Source organism: Streptomyces sp. NPDC003456, from assembly GCF_042878735.1.
In the GTDB taxonomy this organism is placed as follows: Bacteria; Actinomycetota; Actinomycetes; order Streptomycetales; family Streptomycetaceae; genus Streptomyces.
The window spans coordinates 1,299,354-1,315,579 of record NZ_JBIAOK010000001.1; the positions used below are offsets into that span (position 1 = coordinate 1,299,354).

Annotated in this window: 14 protein-coding genes and 1 pseudogene; 8 read left to right on the plus strand and 7 right to left on the minus strand. The window is 74.2% G+C overall.

What is annotated here, in order from left to right; genetic code table 11:
• Nucleotides 1-26: 26 nt before the first annotated feature.
• A complete protein-coding gene (locus tag ACFYWG_RS05410) occupies nucleotides 27-251 on the plus strand; it encodes a hypothetical protein (RefSeq protein ID WP_376324338.1) in 225 nt (74 codons plus the stop codon).
• Nucleotides 252-311: 60 nt separating this feature from the next.
• Here the strand turns inward: ACFYWG_RS05410 and ACFYWG_RS05415 are convergent, their stop codons facing one another.
• Entirely contained in the window at nucleotides 312-971 is a 660-nt protein-coding gene (locus tag ACFYWG_RS05415; protein ID WP_376324337.1) for a 4'-phosphopantetheinyl transferase, read from the minus strand.
• Between the two features lie 306 nt (nucleotides 972-1,277).
• On the opposite strand from ACFYWG_RS05415, the gene ACFYWG_RS05420 reads away from it, so the two are divergent.
• Nucleotides 1,278-2,453, plus strand: coding sequence for an ATP-grasp domain-containing protein (locus ACFYWG_RS05420; RefSeq protein WP_385420915.1), 1,176 nt, complete (start codon nucleotides 1,278-1,280; stop codon nucleotides 2,451-2,453).
• 132 nt (nucleotides 2,454-2,585) lie between these two features.
• On the opposite strand, the gene ACFYWG_RS05425 is transcribed toward ACFYWG_RS05420, so the two are convergent.
• The 5 genes from ACFYWG_RS05425 to ACFYWG_RS05445 form a co-directional block, all read right to left on the minus strand.
• The gene (locus ACFYWG_RS05425) at nucleotides 2,586-3,926 is read right to left on the minus strand and encodes a 6-phospho-beta-glucosidase (protein WP_383505486.1); all 1,341 of its coding nucleotides are present in this window, start codon (nucleotides 3,924-3,926) and stop codon (nucleotides 2,586-2,588) included.
• Nucleotides 3,927-4,238: 312 nt separating this feature from the next.
• Nucleotides 4,239-5,096, minus strand: a complete 858-nt coding sequence (locus ACFYWG_RS05430) for an oxygenase MpaB family protein (protein ID WP_385420917.1) — start codon at nucleotides 5,094-5,096, stop codon at nucleotides 4,239-4,241.
• 72 nt (nucleotides 5,097-5,168) lie between these two features.
• Nucleotides 5,169-6,050, minus strand: coding sequence for an SDR family oxidoreductase (locus tag ACFYWG_RS05435; protein ID WP_383505489.1), 882 nt, complete (start codon nucleotides 6,048-6,050; stop codon nucleotides 5,169-5,171).
• A gap of 37 nt (nucleotides 6,051-6,087) precedes the next feature.
• The gene (locus tag ACFYWG_RS05440) at nucleotides 6,088-7,707 is read right to left on the minus strand and encodes a phytoene desaturase family protein (protein WP_383505492.1); all 1,620 of its coding nucleotides are present in this window, start codon (nucleotides 7,705-7,707) and stop codon (nucleotides 6,088-6,090) included.
• Complete coding sequence (locus ACFYWG_RS05445; protein ID WP_383505495.1) at nucleotides 7,700-8,218, minus strand: SRPBCC family protein; 519 nt, start codon at nucleotides 8,216-8,218, stop codon at nucleotides 7,700-7,702. Before ACFYWG_RS05445 ends, ACFYWG_RS05440 begins: the two co-directional genes overlap by 8 nt.
• A 193-nt stretch (nucleotides 8,219-8,411) precedes the next feature.
• Between ACFYWG_RS05445 and ACFYWG_RS05450 the strand changes: the two genes are divergently transcribed.
• The gene (locus tag ACFYWG_RS05450; RefSeq protein WP_383505498.1) at nucleotides 8,412-8,690 is read left to right on the plus strand and encodes a hypothetical protein; all 279 of its coding nucleotides are present in this window, start codon (nucleotides 8,412-8,414) and stop codon (nucleotides 8,688-8,690) included.
• Between the two features lie 380 nt (nucleotides 8,691-9,070).
• Here the strand turns inward: ACFYWG_RS05450 and ACFYWG_RS05455 are convergent, their stop codons facing one another.
• Complete coding sequence (locus ACFYWG_RS05455; protein WP_385420923.1) at nucleotides 9,071-9,952, minus strand: helix-turn-helix domain-containing protein; 882 nt, start codon at nucleotides 9,950-9,952, stop codon at nucleotides 9,071-9,073.
• Nucleotides 9,953-10,109: 157 nt separating this feature from the next.
• Here ACFYWG_RS05455 and tkt point away from each other — a divergent pair, with 157 nt between their 5' ends.
• From tkt to ACFYWG_RS05480, 5 genes and pseudogenes are all read left to right on the plus strand, one after another.
• On the plus strand, nucleotides 10,110-12,185 hold the full coding sequence (gene tkt, locus ACFYWG_RS05460) for a transketolase (RefSeq protein WP_383505504.1): 2,076 nt from the start codon (nucleotides 10,110-10,112) through the stop codon (nucleotides 12,183-12,185).
• 19 nt (nucleotides 12,186-12,204) lie between these two features.
• Entirely contained in the window at nucleotides 12,205-13,350 is a 1,146-nt protein-coding gene (gene tal, locus ACFYWG_RS05465) for a transaldolase (protein ID WP_389199408.1), read from the plus strand.
• Entirely contained in the window at nucleotides 13,347-15,020 is a 1,674-nt protein-coding gene (zwf, locus tag ACFYWG_RS05470) for a glucose-6-phosphate dehydrogenase (RefSeq protein ID WP_389199410.1), read from the plus strand. Before tal ends, zwf begins: the two co-directional genes overlap by 4 nt.
• Nucleotides 15,017-15,952 (plus strand): glucose-6-phosphate dehydrogenase assembly protein OpcA, encoded by a 936-nt coding sequence (opcA, locus tag ACFYWG_RS05475; RefSeq protein ID WP_383505513.1) that lies wholly within the window; start codon nucleotides 15,017-15,019, stop codon nucleotides 15,950-15,952. The genes zwf and opcA overlap by 4 nt, the downstream gene beginning before the upstream one ends.
• Nucleotides 15,945-16,226, plus strand: a pseudogene (locus tag ACFYWG_RS05480) (glucose-6-phosphate isomerase); the annotation flags it as partial. The gene opcA and the pseudogene ACFYWG_RS05480, both read left to right, overlap by 8 nt.

Sequence of the window (16,226 nt, forward strand, 5' to 3'; positions counted from 1 at the left end):
GACGCCGACACGGGGAGAGCCGACCGATGCCGACCGCCGTACTGACCGACCGTGAACGCTGCGCCGTCCAGGCGTACCTGCGTCTGCTGCACACCGTCCGGGCGGCCTTCGACCGGGACGGCGGCCCGCCCGTCGTCCCGCCCGCGGTCCTCGCCGAGGCGGAGCAGGCCCTCCGGGAGGCCGGCCTGACGGGCAACGAGGAGGCGTTCTTCCGCCTCCTGGGGAGCTGGTGCCCCGAGCCGGGCCTCTGAGCCGGCGGGCCCCGGGAGATTCTCCTCCCTTCGGGCCGCGGCCCCGTGGCGGGCTCCCGCTCAGGCGTGCGGGACCGCCACGGCCGTGGCGATCAGGCCCCGAGCCCTCGTCCAGCGGCCCTCGAAGTGGTCGAGGCGGCGGCCGCCGACCCGGGGGCCGGGGACGAGCAGCGCCGCGCGGAAGCGGCCGTCCTCGGCGATCTCGATGTCGGCCTCCGTGAAGTCGAGCCACTCACGGGTGAGGGGGAACCACGCCTTGTAGACGGACTCCTTGGCGCTGAACAGCAGCCGGTCCCAGTGCATGTCGGGGCGCCGTTCGGCGAGCCGCCGCAGCCGGTCCACCTCGGCCGGGAGCGCCACGGTCGACAGCACCTCGTCGAAGAGGGGCTCGTCGACCTCGGCGTCGACGCCCAGGGAGGCCAGGTCGGTGGCGCGGGCCAGCGCGGCGGCGCAGTAGTCGTCGCAGTGGGTCATGCTGCCGACCAGCCCGGCAGGCCAGCCCGGGGCGCCCCGCTCCCCCGGCAGGACCGGCTGCGGCGGCACACCGAGCTTCTCCATGGCACGCCGGGCGCAGGAGCGCACGACGGCGAACTCCCGCCGCCGCTTGGCGACCGCCCGCGTCACGAGCGCCGCCTCCTCGGGGAAGAGCTCGGCGGCCCCGGCGTCCCGGCCGTACGCCTCCACCGTCACCACGGCCGGGGGCAGCAGTTCCTCGATCACCGTTCCTCGCTCACTCGGGGCGCCGCAGGACGTCCGTCCGGCGCCGGTGCGGCGGACCAAGTGCCCTGTGCAGGCGCGTGCTCAAGAGATCACATCGCAGGCGGCGGCGACAAGGCCGGCCGGGTGCCCGGCGGGCGCCGGAATCGTTCACACGGGCGTTGCACGAGAGGGCTCGCGGAAGCCGTATGATCGCCCCGACACCACCGCCGTGAACTCCCCTTCGAACAGGGCGGTTTGGTGACCCTCCCTTCTCCTGCCCGGGCACGGGCCGCTGAGTCCTGCCCGCGAACCGTAAAGGCGGCCTGCATGGTCTCTCGCGTACGCGTCTGGCTCAACCGCACGTACGCGGAGAACGTGTTCTTCATGGATCAGCTGCGGAGGAATCCCAGCGACCGGGCGGTCGAGATCCATGCCACGCACGGTGACCCGGACTCCCCCGTGCTGGCCGCCGCCGACACCGCCGACCTGGAGCCGGAGAACCTGTCCCCGGCCGGGTACGTCGAGTACGCGCTGGACCAGTGCGCGCGGCGCGGCATCGACGTGTTCGTGCCGCGGCTGCACCAGGCGGCGATCGTCGCGCACCGCGCGGAGTTCGCTGCGGTCGGCACCGCGCTGCTGGCGCCGTCGCGGGAGGCCGTGGCCGTCTTCGAGGACAAGGTGATCGCCTACGAGGCGGTCCAGTCGATCGGTGTGCCCGTGCCGCCGTGGTGGCGGGTCCGGACCGCCGACGAACTCCTCTGCGCCGTCGAGGAGTTGGAGGCCGCGGGGTACCGGGCGTGCTTCAAGCCGGCGTCCGGGGCGGGCGGGGTGGGCTTCCGCGTGATCACCCGCAGCCCCTTCTCGCTGGCGCAGCTCAGCGGGTTCCCCAGCCCGTACGTGCCGCTCGATTTGGTGCTGGAGGCGCTGCGGCGGGCCGAGGAGCCGGTGGACTGGCTGGTGATGCCGCGCCTGGAGCAGCCCGAGGTGTCGGTGGACTGCCTGACCGGTCCGGACAACCGGGTCCGGCTGGCCGTGGGCCGGACCAAGAACGGCCGGCGCCGCGGCTTCACCCTGCACGAGCAGTGGCTGGAGCCGGCCCGGCGGATCGCCGAGGGCTTCGGTCTGCACCACCTGTCCAACATCCAGTTCCGGATGCTCGGGGAGCAGCCCGTGCTGATGGACGTCAACACGCGCCCGGCGGGCGGACTGCACCAGCTGTCCCTGTGCGGCGTCAACGTCCCGTGGGCCGCGGTGCAGCTGGCCCTGGGCGAGGACCCGGGCGAGATCGTCCCGCCGTTCCTGGGTCAGGACTACACGGTGGTGTCGGGGCCGCGCCCGCTGCGGCCGGTGTCGCTGCCGCAGCAGCGGCCGGCGGCGTCCGAACCGCTCCCGGCGGTGCCCGCCCCGGCCGGGCCGGCCGGCGTCACCGCGGCCGCCCCCGGGCCGCTGCCCCACCAGGACCTGGCCGCGAGCGCCTCGCACCGGACGGGGCTGCCCACGTAGACGCCGAGGACCGGCGGTACGTCGGCGGCAGCCCGAGTGACGAGTGAGCGGGCGCCGTGGGTGAGGTGGACGAGGACCTCGGCCTGATGGCCGCCCCCCCGGTCGCCGGTGACGGCGCTCACCGGGCGGCCTTCACCTGAGGTACGCGAGCCCGGGGTGGACCTCGGTGTAGCCCTCGACGAGCCTGCGGGCCACGGTCACGGAGTCGACGAGGGGGTGCAGCGCGAAGGCCTTCACGGCCGTGGCGCGGGAGCCGGTCCGGGCGGCGGCCAGCACCTCGCGCTCGACGGCCTTGACCGCGCAGACCAGTCCGGTGGCGTGGCCGGGCAGCGGGTCGGCCGCCAGGGGGTGGGCGCCGCCGGCGTCGACCAGGCAGGGCACCTCGATGACGGCCTCGGTGTCGAGCACCGACAGGGTGTGCCGGTTGCGGACGTTGAGGATCAGGGTGGTGCGTTCGTCGCGGGCGATGGCCCGCATGAGGGCGAGGGCGACCTTCTCGTAGCCGCCGGACAGGTCGTCCTCGTCGCGCTCGCCCGCGCCGGCGCTCTCGCGGTTCTCGGCCATGTAGGTCGCCTCGCGCTCGGCGCGGGTGTCGTCCCAGACCCGCAGGGCGGAGGTCTGCGGGTCCGCGACCTCGGCGTAGAAGCGGGCCTGCTGGTCGCGCAGGAAGGCGCCGCGGGTCCGCTCCGCCTGCCGGTAGGAGCTGACGGCCTCGCGGTTGAAGTAGTAGTAGTGCAGGTACTCGTTGGGGATCGCGCCGAGGGAACGCAGCCAGTCGGTCCCGAAGAGCTTGCCCTCCTCGAAGGAGCCGAGCAGCCCCGGATCCGCGAGCAGGCGCGGGAGTTCGTCCCGGCCGGCCACGCGCAGGCCCCGCACCCAGCCGAGGTGGTTGAGGCCGACGTAGTCGACGAACGCCTCGCCCGGGTTCTTCACGCCCAGCACGCGGGCGATGCGGCGGCCGAGGCCGACCGGGGAGTCGCAGATGCCGATGACGCGGTCGCCCAGGTGACGGGACATGGCCTCGGTGACGAGTCCGGCCGGGTTGGTGAAGTTGATGACCCAGGCGTCGGGGGCGAGCCGGGCCACGCGCCGCGCGATGTCCTCGGCGACCGGGACCGTGCGCAGGCCGTAGGCGATGCCGCCCGCGCCGACCGTCTCCTGGCCGAGGACGCCCTCGGCGAGGGCGACGCGTTCGTCGTCCGCCCTGCCCTGCAGGCCGCCGACGCGGATCGCGGAGAACACGAAGCCGGCGCCGCGCAGCGCCTCGTCGAGGTCGGTGGTGGCGCTCACCTCGGGCGCGTCGGGCACCCCCGCCGCCTGCTCGGCCAGGACGCGGGTGACCGCCGACAGCCGTCCGGCGTCCAGGTCGTGCAGGACCACGCGGGTCACGCGGCCCTCGGCGTGATCCGTCAGCAGCGCCCCGTACACCAGCGGCACGCGGAAGCCCCCGCCGCCCAGAATCGTCAGTTTCACCGGGTTCCTCCGCCTCGGTAGGCTGCGCGCGGCGTGCCGGGTGACCCGGGCGCGCCCCGTCTCGTTCGACCGGCCCGGCCGCGGGCCCGTCCGGGCGCACCCGCCGGGGGCCGTGGGCCTCCGGCCGCTTCGCGTGCGGCGGGCCTCGGGGCCGCTGCCGGCAGGGCGTTCACGTCCGCGCCCCTCGGGCCACGGCCACGTCGACGCCCGCCTCCTCCGGGAGGGTGCGCGCCGCGGGGAGGACGCGTCGGTGTCGCCGTTGAGCCAGCACGCCGTGCACCTTACTCGTCGTCTTCACCCAGGGACGCGGAGTCAGGTCCCCCGGGGCGGGGGCGGGGTCATGGCCCAGCGGATCGTCCGGGTCAGGGCGAGTCCGGCAGGGCGTACGGCGAGGTCCTCGACCACCGGCACCCTCGGCAGCCACAGCAGGGTGCGGGCCCAGGGCGGCAGCGCGGTGACCGCGTTGGCGACCAGCCCGCCGTAGAAGGGCCGCACGGCCAGCGGCAGGGGCGGCCGGAACAGCAGGAAGCGGGCGGCGGCCCGGGCCTCGGGCGTGGCCCGCAGCTCCGGCCGGTAGGCGGCCAGGCGCCCCGCCAGCTCGCGGCGGTCGCGCGGCGGGTCGACGACGCCCAGGGCCTCGGCGACCCGCGCGGTGTCGGCGACGTAGGCGTCCTGGCCCGCGGCGTCCAGGGGCCGGGCCCCGTAACGTGTGTGGGCGCGCAGGAAGCTGTACGCCTCGGCGGCGTGCACCCAGCCGAGCAGGTGCGGATCGGCCGCGTGGTACGGCTCGCCGCGGGTCGTCGTCCCGCGGATCCGCTCGTGGATGGCGCGGACCTGGTCGACGGCCTGCTGCGCGTCCTCGGCGGTGCCGTAGGTCGTCACCGCCAGGAAGGTGCTGGTGCGCTGGAGCCGGCCCCACGGGTCGCCGCGGTAGCCGGAGTGCCCGGCGACGGCCGCCATCGCCAGCGGGTGCAGGGACTGCAGGAGCAGCGCGGTCAGGCCGCCGATGAACATGGAGGCGTCGCCGTGGACCGTGCGGATCGGCGCGTCGGGTCCGAACCAGCGCGGCCCCGGTGTGTCGTGGATGCGGGCACGCGTCTGCGGCCCGCTCGGGCCGGCGACCCGGCGGAACAGGGCATGGCCCAGTTGCTCACGGACCTCGGTCAGCACAGCCGGCCCTCCTCTCTCCCGTTCCCAGTGTCCGGCACGGGCCGCCCGTGCGGGAGGGGCGGGGCGCCGGCGTCAGCGACGGCGGTCGGCCGCCAGGCGGTCGGCCTCTCCCCCGGCCCCCAGCGGCCCGGAGTACCGGGCCGGGTCCCGGGCCTCCAGCCGGGGCAGCGCGCGGCGGGCCACCCGCGTCACCACCGGCGGCAGCGCCGCGCGCACCGGCTGGGTCAGCCGCAGCCAGGCCGGCGCGTAGACGGCGGTGCGGCGGCGCTCCACGGCCCGCACCAGCCGGGCGGCGACCATGTCCGCCGGGTGCACGCGCCGGGCGGGCCGGGGCATGCGGCCGCGCAGTTCCCGCAGCAGGTCGTACCGGTCGAAGTCGCGGATCATGTCGGTGTCGGTCCAGTTGATGTAGGCGATGCCCACGGCGACGCCCCGGTGCGCCACCTCGGCCCGCAGGGCGTGCGCGAACGCCTCGACGCCCGCCTTGGAGGCGCAGTAGGAGCTCATCAGCGGGGCGGCGCCGATCGAGGCCAGGGAGGCGACCTGGAGGTGGTAGCCGGCCGTTTCGAGCAGGTCCGGCAGGAACGCGCGGGCCGTGTGCGAGCTGCCCGTGATGTTGACGTCGATCACGCGCCGCCAGGCGGCCGGGTCGGAGGCGAGGAACGCGCCGCCCTCGGCGATCCCGGCGTTGGCCACCACGGCCGAGGGACGGCCGAGGGCGGACCGTACGGTGTCCGCGGCGGCGTGCAGCGCGTCGAGGTCGGTGACGTCCGCCTCGACGGCCAGGGACGGCCCCGGCAGGGACGCCGCGACCGCCTCCAGGGAGTCCTTCTCGTGTCCGAGGAGTGCCACCCGGGCGCCGTGCCGGGCGGTCTCGCGCGCCAGCGCCGCGCCCACGCCGCGGGCGGCCCCGGTGATGACGACCGTGCGTCCGGCCAGTGGGCTGCTGTGCATGGCTGCCTTCCTTCCCGGCCGCGTCCCGCGGGCGGGATCAGCGCCGGCTTCCGGTGCGGTCGCGGTGGGCCAGGAGCCGCTGCACGCCGGCCAGCCCCGGTGCGCGGTGGCGGCGCAGCGCGGCCCGGGCGGCGTTGGCGCCGGGCGCCCCGTGCACTCCGCCGCCGGGGTGGGCCCCGGAGGAGGCGAGGTACAGGCCGGGTACGGGGGTCTCCGGGCGGCCGGTGCCCGGCAGGGGCCGGAAGAAAAGCTGCTGGTGCATGGCGGTCGTACCGCCGTTGATGGCGCCGCCTGCCAGGTTCGCGTCGAGGGCCTGCAGGGTCGGGGGCGCCAGGATGCGGCGGCCGCGGATCAGCGCGCGGAAGCCGGGCGCGAAGCGCTCCACCTGGCGTTCCATGCGGTCCGCCATGAGCTCCTGATCCTTGGCGTCCCAGCTGCCGGTGATGCCCTCGTCGGCGGCGTCGGCGCGGATGTCGTGCGGGAGGTGGGTGTAGGCCCAGGCCGACTCGGTGCCGCGCGGTGACCGGGAGGCGTCGGAGGTGGTCATCTGCCCGAAGATCAGGAACGGGCGGTCCGGTACCTGCCGCATGGCGATCTGCGCGGCGAACCGGGTCAGCTCGTCCATGCCGTCGGCCAGGTGCACGGTCCCGGCGCGGGCCGCCTGCTCGGCCTGCCAGGGCACGGTGCCGTCCAGGGCCCAGTCGACCTTGAAGGTGGCGAAGTCCCACTGGAAGCGCCGCAGGTCCTCCAGCAGCTGGGCGGGCAGGTGCTCGGGTTCGACGAGCCCGCCGTAGAGGGCGGGCACGGACACGTCCGCCAGCACGGCCCGGCGGGCCCGCACCGCGTCACCGGCCGCCGTCCGCACCCCGAGGGCCCGGCCGCCCCCCACGACGATCCGCTCGACGCGCTGCCCGCACCGCACCCGTCCGCCCCGGCTCTCCAGGCGCCGCACCAGGGCCGCGGTCAGCGCGCCCGAGCCGCCGGCCGGGACGGGGAAGCCGTAGGTCTGCCCCAGCATGGCCATGAGCCAGCCGAAGCCGCCGCTGCCCGCCGACTCGGGGGCGAGGTCGGCGTGCAGTGCGTTGCCGGCGAGCAGCAGCCGGCCGCCCTCGCCGCGGAACTCCTCCTCGCCCAGCCGCCGCACCGGCAGCACCAGCGAGCGGGCCATGCGCAGCCCGCCCGCCGCACGCAGCCGCACCCCCAGCCGTGCCGCGGCGCGCACCGGCGGGAACGGGGTGAACAGGGCGTCCACGATGTCGCCGCGCAGGCCCTGCCAGACGTCGTGCAGCCGCTGCCAGGCGTCGCCGTCGCCCGGTGCGAAGGCTTCCAGGGACGCGGCGGTGGCCTCGGGGTCGCGGTCCAGCAGGGCGCAGCGGCCGTCGGAGAGCGGGTGCGCGACCACGCTGGGCGCATGGCTCCACCGCAGCCCGTGGTCCTCCAGGCGCAGCCCCGCCACGATGGGCGAGGCCGCGGCGAGCGGGTAGAAGGAGCTGAACATGTCATTGACGTAGTCGGTGTGCACCCCCCGGTCGTGGCGCACCGCGCCGCCGGGTTCGGGCTGCTCCTCCAGGACCTCGACGCTCCATCCGGCGTCCGCCAGGACGTTGGCCGCGACGAGGCCGTTGGGGCCCGCGCCGATCACCACGGCATCAGGCACGGCCGGCTCCGTCCGCCCCGGGGGACGTGACCTGGCCGAGCGGGCGCCGGGCCTCGTGCTCGTCGGGCTCGTCCTCCTCGTCCGTGCGCTCGCACAGGCGGGCCAGCCGGGCCAGCATGGCGCGGTGGCGCAGCTGGATCAGGGCCTCGAAGCCGACGTTGTGCAGCCGGCCGCCCGCGCCGCGCAGGGGGTGTTCGTCGACGATGACCAGGCAGTTCTCGCCCCACGGCCGCAGCTCGATGGCGATGCGCGCGGTGCCGAGGACTCCGGCCTTGGCCTCCAGCTCCAGCCGGCTGCCCTCCTCGCAGAAGCGGACCACCGTCTCGTTGTCCAGCGTCACCGGCCCGAGCCGGATCTGGTAGGCGATGGCCGCGTCCTCGTGCGGCCACTGCCCGCGCACGGGGTGGGACTCGGAGGTGCCCACCACCCATTCCGCGTAGCGGTTGCCGTCAGCGAGGACCTCCCACACCGCGCTCGGCGGAACTCGGATCAGGTGATGTCGAACGGCCACGGAAACCTCCTGCTGCCTGGACCGGTCTGTCCGTCGCCAGCCCGGGTTCCCCGGCCGGCCCGGTTCAACAGCACCGCTTCGTTCCCCCTGTCCGCCGTTCGAGGGCAACCGTCCCGGCCCGCTGCGCGTCGAACGGTGCGGGGCGTCGACGGCACCCGCGGAGAGCGACGGCACCCGGAGGGGGAGACCGGTCATGGCGGAGACGAACCGCGTCCGGAGACGGGCTCGCCGGCTCGCCGCGCGTCCTCGGTGGCGGAACGGGCTGCGGCTGCTCCTCCTGGTGCTGCTCGCGGGAGCCGTGGGGCTCGGCGCCGCCTGGGCGGGACTGCCGCAGTGGACGCTGGTGATCGGCGTGCTGGTGTGCCTGGCCGTCGACGACGTGGCGGGCTGGTACGTGAAGAAGCGGTTCTCCGTGGCGGGGCGGCCGGGCGGCGAGGAGTCCGCCACCGCCGAGGGCGAGCTCTCCGGCTGACCGCCGACCGCCCGGAGGGGTCACGGGACCGTCGACCGCCCGGCGCGAGACCACCGGGACCGTCGACCGCCCGGCGAGGGACCTCCGGGGCCGTCGACCGCCCGGCGAGGGACCACCGAACGACGCGCTCGCGCAGGTCCCCGACGCACCGCACACCGCCCCCGGTTCGGACAGCGCGGCCGGAAACCGGTCCCTCACGCGTCACCTGACTCACCTTCGGCCGCTGACCGGACCCGGTGAGGGGCTCCACGCGCGCGTGTGGCCCCATTTCGCGCCCCGGGGAGCGCCCTTCGCCCGCGCGGGGTCCCTTCTGCCCTGCGCGGGGCCCCACTTCGTGCACCTGAGGCCCTGCCGCTCCCGCACGGGGCCTCTCGCGGCGCTCAGCGCAGCTCCGCCCGGAACGCCGCCGGGGTCCGGTCCGTGTGCTGGTGGAAGAACTTGGAGAAGTTCGCCGCGTCGGGGAAGCCGACCGCCGCGCCGACCCGGCCGATCGGCAGGTCGGTGTGGGCGAGGAGCCGCTTGGCCTCCAGGACGACGCGCTTGTCGATGAAGGACTTGGGGGTCTCGCCGGTGGCGGCCCGGACCGCGCGGACCAGGGTGCGCCGGGAGTAGCCGAGCGCGTCGGCGTAGGCGCTGACGCTGTGGTTGGACGCGAAGTCCCGCTCCACGGCGTCCCGGAAGAGGGTGAACGTGGAGTCGGTGCGCTGCCGCAGCGCCTCGGCCGAACTGGCCGCGAGGTGGGCGAGCCGCAGCAGGAACGCCGTCAGGCAGTGGCGCAGCACGGCCGTGTGCAGGCTGAGCGGCAGTGTGGCGGTGTCCTCGTACTCGCGCCGCAGCTGGTCCAGCGCGGCGCGCAGGCCGGCGAGTTGGCCGGGGTCGGGACGCAGCAGCGGCGGGAGGTCGTAGCGGTACAGGCCGGTGGCCTCGACGGTGGAGCGCGGCAGGAAGCCGGGCTGCATGGTCAGCACGGTTCCGCGGTACTCGCCGCCGGGCGAGAAGCGGTGGACCTGCCCCGGGCGGATCCACAGCAGGTCGCCGGCGCCGGCCTCGTACTCGGTGAAGTCCACCATGTGCCGGACCGGGCCGCCGCCGAAGAGCAGGACGACGTGGAAGTCGATGCGGTGGACGCGTTCCAGGGGGACGCCGGAGGCCCAGGTCTCCCCCATCGGCGCGACCTGCATGCCGACACCGCCGACGCTCAGCTCGACCGGGAAGGGGAACGTCGCGATCCCGTCGCCGCCTTGGGGGGTTCTGTCTGCCATGTCCGCCTCGTACCGCCCTGCCGGGACGGCATGACGCCGTCCGGTGTCCCACTTTCACCACAGGCTGACACACCGCGACCTTCCCCCGAAAAAGTCAGACTTTTAGTTTTGAACACGTCAGAGCAGCACTGTCGCTCCCAGCGAGGATTTCTTGAAGATGAGCACGCAGACAGCGGACCGCTTCGCCTGGACCGAACTCGACCGGCGTGCCGTCGACACCGCCCGTCTTCTGGCGGCGGACGCCGTGCAGCGGGTCGGCAACGGGCACCCCGGCACCGCGATGAGCCTGGCCCCGGCCGCCTACACGCTCTTTCAGAAGGTGATGCGGCACGACCCCGCGGACCCCGAGTGGGCGGGCCGTGACCGTTTCGTCCTCTCCCCCGGCCACACGTCGCTGACCCTGTACACGCAGCTGTACCTCGCGGGCTACGAGCTGGACCTGGACGACCTGAAGGCCTTCCGCACCCAGGGCTCCAGGACGCCGGGCCACCCCGAGTACGGGCACACGGCGGGCGTGGAGACGACCACCGGCCCGCTCGGCCAGGGCGTCGCGAACGCCGTCGGCATGGCCATGGCCGCCCGGTACGAGCGAGGCCTGTTCGACCCGGAGGCGCCCGAGGGCTCGTCGCCCTTCGACCACACGGTCTGGGCGATCGTCTCCGACGGCGACCTCCAGGAGGGCGTCTCGGCCGAGGCCTCCTCCCTCGCCGGCCACCAGCGCCTCGGCAACCTCGTCCTCCTCTACGACGACAACCACATCTCCATCGAGGGCGACACCGCGACCGCCTTCTCCGAGGACGTGCTGAAGCGGTACGAGGCCTACGGCTGGCACGTGCAGCGCATCGAGCCCCGGGAGGACGGCGACATCGACGTGGCCGCGCTGTACGCGGCCCTGACGGCGGCGCAGGCGGAGACCGGACGCCCCTCGATCATCGCGATGCGCACGATCATCGCCTGGCCGGCGCCGAACGCCAGGAACACCGAGGCCTCCCACGGCTCGGCGCTCGGCGAGGAAGAGGTCGCCGCCACCAAGCGCCTGCTCGGCTTCGACCCGGAGCGGTCCTTCGAGGTCGCCGACGAGGTGCTGGCCCACACCCGCGGGGCCCTGGACCGGGGCGCCGAGGCGCACGCGCACTGGGACAAGCGGCTCGCCGCCTGGCGCGGCGACAACCCGGAGCGGGCCGCCACGTTCGACCGCGTGAGCAAGGGCGAGCTGCCCGAGGGCTGGGAGGACGCGCTGCCGGTGTTCGAGGCCGGCCGGGCCGTCGCCACCCGGGCCGCGTCCGGCACGGTGCTGCAGGCCCTGGGCGGGGTGCTCCCGGAGCTGTGGGGCGGTTCGGCCGACCTGGCCGGCTCCAACAACACCACCATCGACCGGACCAGCTCCTTCCTCCCGCGGGGCAACCCGCTGCCGGAGGCGGACCCGTACGGGCGCACCGTCCACTTCGGCATCCGCGAGTTCTCCATGGCGGCGGAGATGAACGGCATCGCGCTGCACGGCAACACCCGCGTCTACGGCGGCACCTTCCTGGTGTTCTCCGACTACATGCGCAACGCCGTGCGCATGTCCGCCCTGATGCAGCTGCCGGTGACGTACGTGTGGACCCACGACTCCATCGGCCTGGGCGAGGACGGCCCGACGCACCAGCCCGTCGAGCACCTCGCCTCGCTGCGCGCCGTCCCGGGCCTCAACGTCGTGCGCCCGGCCGACGCCAACGAGACCGCCATCGCCTGGGCCGAGATCCTGCGCCGGCACACCACCGCCCCGGCCCCGCACGGCCTGGCGCTGACCCGGCAGGGAGTGCCGACGTACGAGCCGGATCCGGACGCGGCGCGCGGCGGCTACGTGCGGTTCGAGGCGGAGGGCGGCTCGCCCCAGGTGATCCTCATCGCCACCGGCTCCGAGGTGCAGCTCGCCGCCGAGGCGCGCGAGCAGCTCCAGGCGGCCGGCGTGCCCACCCGTGTGGTGTCGATGCCGTCCGTGGAGTGGTTCGAGGAGCAGCCGCGCGCCTACCGCGAGAGCGTCCTGCCGCCGTCCGTGAAGGCCCGGGTCGCCGTGGAGGCCGGGATCGGCCTGACCTGGCACCGCTTCACGGGCGACGCCGGCCGCATCGTCTCCCTGGAGCACTTCGGCGCCTCCGCCGACGCCGGGACCCTGTTCGCCGAGTACGGCTTCACCCCCGAGAACGTCGTCGCCGCCGCGCGGGAATCCCTCGCCGCCGCGCGCGGTTGATCCGACCGCACGAAAGAAGATGATCACTGTGAACGAAGCGACCGCACCGGCGGGAGCACTGCAGCGCCTGTCCGACGCAGGCGTGTCGATCTGGCTCGACGACCTGTCGCGCCGGCGGATCGCGTCCGGCGATCTCGCCGGGCTCGTGGCGAGGCGCGGCGTCGTCGGCGTCACCACCAACCCCTCGATCTTCCAGGCCGCCATCGGCTCCGGCGACGGCTACGAGGAGCAGCTCGCCGACCTGGCGCTGCGGGGCGTGGGCGTGGACGAGGCCGTCCGGATGCTGACGACCGCCGACGTCCGGGCCGCCGCCGACATCCTGCGGCCGGTGTACGACGCCACCGGCGGGCGGGACGGCCGGGTCTCCCTCGAGGTCGACCCCCGGCTGGCCCACGACACGGCGGCCACCGTCGCCGAGGCCCGTCAGCTGGCCTGGCTGGTGGACCGCCCCAACGTGATGATCAAGATTCCGGCGACGAAGGCGGGCCTGCCCGCGATCACAGAAGTGATCGGAGCGGGTATCAGTGTCAACGTGACGCTGATCTTCTCCCTGGAGCGCCACCGCGAGGTCATGGAGGCCTACCTCGCGGGGCTGGAGCGGGCGCGGGCGGCCGGGATCGACCTGTCGGCCGTCCACTCGGTCGCGTCCTTCTTCGTCTCGCGCGTCGACGCCGAGATCGACAGGCGGCTGGCGCTGCTGGGCACGGACGAGGCCCTCGCGCTGCGCGGCAGGGCCGCCCTGGCCAACGCCCGCCTCGCCTACGCGGCATACGAACAGACCTTCGACGGGGAGCGCTGGCAGGAGCTGGAGCGCGCCGGAGCCAACCGGCAGCGCCCCCTTTGGGCCTCCACCGGTGTGAAGGACCCGGCGTACAAGGACACCCTGTACGTGGACGGGCTGGTCGCCCCCGGCACGGTCAACACCATGCCGGAGGCCACGCTGAACGCCGTCGCCGACCACGGCGACGTCCGGGGCGACACCGTCACCGGCGGTTACGACCGGGCCCGCGCGGACCTGGCGGCCGTCGAACGGCTCGGCATCGCATACGACGAGGTGGTGCGGCAACTGGAGGACGAGGGAGTGGCCAAGTTCGAGGTGGCCTGGCAGGACCTGCTGGACGCGGTCACCAAGTCCTTGAACAGCGAGGGAGTTGACGCGGAATGAGCGAGGACATCCACCGGACGGCCGAGCACGAGACCAAGGGGACCAAGGAGGAGAAGGAGGCCCGGGTCGCCCAGGAGGCGGCGGGGGTCGAGCCGACCAGGGTGAGCGGCGAGGAGCGGGCCGCGCCGCCGGCCCGGCACGCCGACGCGGACTTCGACAACCCGCTGCGCGACGCCCAGGACCGCCGCCTGCCCCGGATCGCGGGCCCCTCGGGGCTGGTCATCTTCGGCGTCACCGGTGACCTGTCCCGCAAGAAGCTGATGCCGGCCGTGTACGACCTGGCCAACCGCGGCCTGCTGCCGCCGGGCTTCTCCCTGGTGGGCTTCGCCCGCCGCGACTGGGAGGACCAGGACTTCGCGCAGGTGGTGCACGACGCCGTCAAGGAGCACGCGCGCACCCCGTTCCGCGAGGAGGTCTGGCAGCAGCTCGCCGAGGGCATGCGGTTCATCCCCGGCGACTTCGACGACGACTCGGCGTTCGAGCAGCTGCGCTCGGCCGTGGAGGAGCTGGACGCCTCCCGGGGCACCAGCGGCAACTACGCGTTCTACCTCTCGGTGCCGCCGAAGTTCTTCCCCAAGGTCGTCGAGCAGCTGAAGAAGCACAAGCTGGCCGACGCGCCGGAGGGCTCCTGGCGCCGCGCGGTCATCGAGAAGCCGTTCGGTCACGACCTGAGGTCGGCCGAGGAGCTCAACCGCATCGTGCACGAGGTGTTCGACCCGGAGCAGGTCTTCCGCATCGACCACTACCTGGGCAAGGAGACCGTCCAGAACCTGCTGGCGCTGCGCTTCGCCAACCAGATGTTCGAGCCGATCTGGAACCGGTCCTTCGTGGACCACGTGCAGATCACCATGGCCGAGGACATCGGCATCGGCGGCCGGGCCGGCTACTACGACGGCATCGGCGCCGCCCGCGACGTCATCCAGAACCACCTGCTCCAGCTCATGGCGCTCACCGCAATGGAGGAACCGGCCGCGTTCGACGCCCCCTCGCTGCTCACCGAGAAGCTGAAGGTGCTCAAGGCCGTGCGGCTCCCGCAGGACCTGGGGGCGCACGCCGTGCGCGGGCAGTACGCGGCGGCCTGGCAGGGCGGCGAGAAGGTCCGCGGCTACCTGGAGGAGGACGGCATCGACCCCGCCTCCACGACCGACACGTACGCCGCCGTCAAGCTCCAGGTGGACAACCGCCGCTGGGCCGGCGTGCCGTTCTACCTGCGCACGGGCAAGCGGCTCGGCCGCCGGGTGACGGAGATCGCGGTCGTCTTCCAGCGCGCCCCGCACTCCCCCTTCGACTCCACCGCGACGGAGGAGCTCGGCTCCAACGCCATCGTCATCCGCGTCCAGCCGGACGAGGGCATGACGGTCCGCTTCGGCTCGAAGGTGCCGGGCACGTCCATGGAGATCCGGGACGTGACCATGGACTTCGCCTACGGCGAGTCCTTCACCGAATCCAGCCCCGAGGCGTACGAACGGCTGATCCTGGACGTCCTCCTGGGCGACGCCAACCTGTTCCCCCGTCACCAGGAAGTGGAAGAGTCCTGGAAGATCCTCGACCCGATCGAGCAGTACTGGGCCACGCACGGCCGGCCCGCGCAGTACGCCTCGGGCAGCTGGGGACCCGAGGAAGCCGACGAGATGCTCGCACGAGACGGACGGAGCTGGCGCAGGCCATGAAGATCGACCTGACCGACACCACGGCAAGCAAGATCAACAAGGCGCTGGTGCAGGGCCGCCGCGCCATCGGCACACCCGCCGTGGGCATGGTCCTGACGATGGTGATCGTCACGGACGAGGAGAACGCCTACGACGCGATCAAGGCCGCCGAGGAGGCCTCGCACGAGCACCCCTCGCGCACCCTGGTCGTCATCAAGCGGCACGCCCGCACCCCGCGCGACCGCCAGTCCTCCCGGCTGGACGCCGAGGTCCGGGTAGGTGCCGACGCCGGCACCGGCGAGACGGTGATCCTGCGGACCTACGGCGAGGTCTCCGAGCACGCCGACTCCGTCGTCCTGCCGCTGCTGCTGCCGGACGCGCCCGTGGTCGTGTGGTGGCCCATGGACGCCCCCGAGGTGCCCTCCAAGGACCCGCTCGGGGCGCTGGCCCAGCGGCGCATCACCGACCTGTACGCCGTCGCGAACCCCTTGGAGGTCCTGGAGAGCCGGGTGCGCGCCTACGCGCCCGGGGACACCGACCTCGCCTGGACCCGGCTCACGCCCTGGCGGTCGATGCTCGCGGCCGCGCTGGACCAGGCCCGGGTGAAGGTGATCTCGGCGGCCGTGGAGGCCGAGGCCGAGAACCCGGCCGCGGAACTGCTGGCCCGCTGGCTGGAGGCCCGGCTGCACGTCCGGGTCGACCGCGTGGTCACCGCCGGGCCGGTCGTCACGGCCGTGCGCCTGGGCACCGAGAACGGCGAGATCGTCATCGACCGCCCCGAAGGACCGCTGGCCACCCTGACGCTGCCGGGCCAGCCGCCCCGGACCCTCGCCCTGAAGGTCCGTGCCACCTCCGAACTCATCGCCGAGGAGCTGCGGCGCCTCGACGCGGACGAGATGTACGCCATCGCCCTGAACGGCGAGGCAACCGAGGAGACCCCCGCCCATGTCTGATTCCCCCGCCGGCACCCCCCGGCTCACCGAGCGGCCCGAGTGGACCGCCCTGGAGCGGCACAGCACCGGCGCCCTGGCGCAGACCGGCCTGCGCGAGCTGTTCGCGTCGGACCCGGGGCGCGCCGAGCGCTACGTCGTGCGCGTCGGTGACCTGCGTATCGACTACTCCAAGCATCTGGTCACCGATGAGACGCTGGCTCTGTTGCGGGATCTGGCTGTCGCGACGGACGTGTTCGGGTTGCGGGACGCGATGTTCCGCGGTGAGCGGATCAAC